The sequence below is a fragment of the Moorena sp. SIO3B2 genome (assembly GCF_010692525.1).
Classification (GTDB): domain Bacteria; phylum Cyanobacteriota; class Cyanobacteriia; order Cyanobacteriales; family Coleofasciculaceae; genus Moorena; species Moorena producens.
This window is the reverse complement of record NZ_JAAHHE010000635.1, coordinates 1-2,596: the sequence shown is the minus strand read 5'-3', so window position 1 is coordinate 2,596 and position 2,596 is coordinate 1. Positions and strand designations below refer to the sequence as shown.

The window sequence follows — 2,596 nt, the reverse complement described above, 5'->3', positions numbered from 1 at the left end:
ATTTATAGCATTTATCATAGTAATGAGGTACACAGGATTTGTTTCCGATTCCCGATTCCCGATTCCCGACTCCCGATTCCCGATTCCCGATTCCCGATTCCCGATTCCCGATTCCCGATTCCCGATTCCCGATTCCCGATTCCCGATTCCCGATTCCCTAAAACCCATAACGAAAGTACCTCAGGCAATTAAAAACTGCTATATTAAGCTTTTTGCTCCACCCCAAATCCTACTAGAACCACCTTGTCTAGGGGTTGACTTTCTGGAGGACGCTGGTAATTGATAATTTTGCGGATTCTTAAGTTGGGATTGATCAGGGTAATGGAATCAACAGATACCACACGGGTATAGTAGGTGGTCATCAAAAGTTCTAGTTTATTGGTATCGAAGCTAAAATGAGCGACTTTAGGTTTAGCTTCTTCGTAGGCGCGATCGCGTAAATAATCTCCCTCTATAATCATTGATTCTTCGACCTGAGGCACAAAAAGCATATTCAGTTGTTGGGACACCCGTTCACCTTTTTCAGAAACTGTCTCGAAACCAAGATGATAACCACACAGGTCATTGATATTAGGTAAGTCAGGTTGCTGATTATCTATCAATACCTTAGTTTTAAGGGGAGAAGACAGGGGTTCAATGGTGAATTCTGTAAGGGAGCGCTCTACCTCCTGGTGAGTCAGATTATGATAGGTACGTTGTGCCACCCAGGTTCCTACACAGCAATCAAAGAAGTATTTAAATTTGGATATGGACATGGTTTTGTTAATTTATTTATTTTAAATTTATTTATTTTAAATTGTTACTAGCTATTATATTTTTTATAGTTTTAATTATGAGTTATTTGTTTAGCTAAATTTTTTCAATTGATTAATTAAATGTTCGAAATAGGGGGCTATTGTGTCTGGTTCAGATAATCGCTTTAAACTAGCAGCCTTTATGCCTTCTAATCCTAATACCATTGCGGGGATTGGGACTTGCAATTCTTTGTACAACAAATTCATATAGTGCAGTCCTTCAGCACTAGTAAAGTTGGTGCTACTGCCAGCAATTCCATAGGTAATACAACGGAGGAAATGCCAAAAATCTCGCCAACAGGCTTCTGCTCGTGGGGGGGGATAAAGACCACCCCCTGGTTTAGTAATATCAGGATATTGAGCCAATACGGTTTCCCGCGCTTCGGAAACGATATCAGAAGCGTTATCCCGCAAAAATTTGGCTGTATTGATTAAGGGTTCCGTATCTGGTGAACAGGCTTTAATCTGCTGCAAGTCATCATCGGTAAGATAGCGACCGTGATCATCAGCTGCCTGGAAATGCTCGATAATCCCTGGGGGATAGGAGTGTTGCCAGTTGGTAAAGCTGACAATTCTGGCTTTGGTAATTAGCTCTTTGATATAGTCGCTTAGTTGAGTCGTCATGGTTGATCTTTGTTGAAGGTTTAAGGTTGAAGGTTTGTTATAAGGTTGGCTGGTTTAAGGTTTAAGGTTTGTTAAAGGTTGGCTGGTTGTTCGGTGTAGGGTTGTTCGGTGTAGGGTGGGTTGACGGTTGACCTTACCATCTCATCAACGCAACGGTTCACAAAAACTATAAAGTGAACTAGCCTGAGCTACTAGGGGAAGCTACGGCTAGTTCACTTCACAGCAGTATACTCAATTATGATAATCTTTGATTAAAGCTGTTAAGAAATGTAAAAAAAGCTGCCTCTGTAGTGCTATGGACATCCGCCAAATCGAAATCTCTCTCAAAAGTCCAAATGCCCAGGATCGCCTCAGGGCACTTACTGCTTTGAGAGAGTATGGTTCAGATGTAGCTGTTCCCCTACTCAAAAGTAAACTTAAGGACCCAGAGTTTTTAGTGCGCTCCTTTGTGGCAATGGGACTGGGGAATAAACGGACTGACGAGTCCTATGCTGCGTTGTTAAATTTGATGCAATTTGATAAAGATCCCAATGTAAGGGCAGAAGCTTCCAATTCCTTGTCTAAGTATGGAGACGTGTCGATATCTCATCTGGTCACTACCTTTCAACAGGATGATCACTGGCTGGTGCGCCGTAGCATTCTTGCTGCTTTGGTGGAAATGTCTTGTCCAGAAGAACTCTATAGTATTTGTATTTGCGGCTTAGCAGGGGAAGACCCAACTGTCCGAGAAGCAGGAATTGATGCCCTAGGGTTACTGGCTGGTACTGTTAAGGAAACTGAGGCATTGCAGCAAATTTTGGCTCTGAAAGATTCACAATGGTGGCGTATTCGGATGCATGTTGCCCGTGCCCTCAAACGATTTGATTCCCCCGATGCTAAAGCAGCATTGGCAGAACTGATGAAGGATGAAGAGCATCGGGTGGTAGCTGCTGCTTTAGATAGTTCCCTCTAGAGCATCGGTTTGGTGATCAGATTTAGGGAGTCGGGAGTCGCAAAACAGCGCCGACCTGTGGGGGTTACCCTCATGACCGACTGCATCAAGAGGGGGTAATTGACACTCCCCGTCCTGTAAGAACGGGGATTCTTACTTCAACGAGCCGACTTGCTCAGCCAGGTCGGAACCAGAAAGAGTAGAGGCCGATTCGACCTAAGCGTTCTGATCATAGATCTAGGTTTCG

General features: G+C 43.5%; 3 protein-coding genes and 1 pseudogene. 2 read left to right on the top strand and 2 right to left on the bottom strand.

What is annotated here, in order from left to right:
- Positions 1–192 (top strand): annotated as a pseudogene (locus F6K38_RS39200) (hypothetical protein); the annotation flags it as partial.
- Positions 193–203: 11 nt separating this feature from the next.
- On the opposite strand, the gene F6K38_RS39195 reads toward F6K38_RS39200, so the two are convergent.
- The gene (locus tag F6K38_RS39195) at positions 204–755 is read right to left on the bottom strand and encodes a phycobiliprotein lyase (protein WP_008184565.1); all 552 of its coding nucleotides are present in this window, start codon (positions 753–755) and stop codon (positions 204–206) included.
- A 90-nt stretch (positions 756–845) separates the two neighbouring features.
- Positions 846–1,418 carry a bilin-binding protein gene (locus F6K38_RS39190; RefSeq protein WP_287360322.1) on the bottom strand — a complete coding sequence of 191 codons (573 nt, stop codon included), beginning with the start codon at positions 1,416–1,418 and terminating at the stop codon, positions 846–848.
- A gap of 295 nt (positions 1,419–1,713) precedes the next feature.
- On the opposite strand from F6K38_RS39190, the gene F6K38_RS39185 reads away from it, so the two are divergent.
- Positions 1,714–2,370, top strand: a complete 657-nt coding sequence (locus F6K38_RS39185) for a HEAT repeat domain-containing protein (protein WP_287360320.1) — start codon at positions 1,714–1,716, stop codon at positions 2,368–2,370.
- The last annotated feature ends 226 nt before the right edge of the window (positions 2,371–2,596 follow it).

Bases quoted from the DNA above. Each gene is read 5' to 3' on its own strand.
- F6K38_RS39190 (WP_287360322.1), bottom strand. From the start codon at position 1,418: ATGACGACTCAACTAAGCGACTATATCAAAGAGCTAATTACCAAAGCC.
- F6K38_RS39185 (WP_287360320.1), top strand. From the start codon at position 1,714: ATGGACATCCGCCAAATCGAAATCTCTCTCAAAAGTCCAAATGCCCAG.
- F6K38_RS39195 (WP_008184565.1), bottom strand. From the start codon at position 755: ATGTCCATATCCAAATTTAAATACTTCTTTGATTGCTGTGTAGGAACC.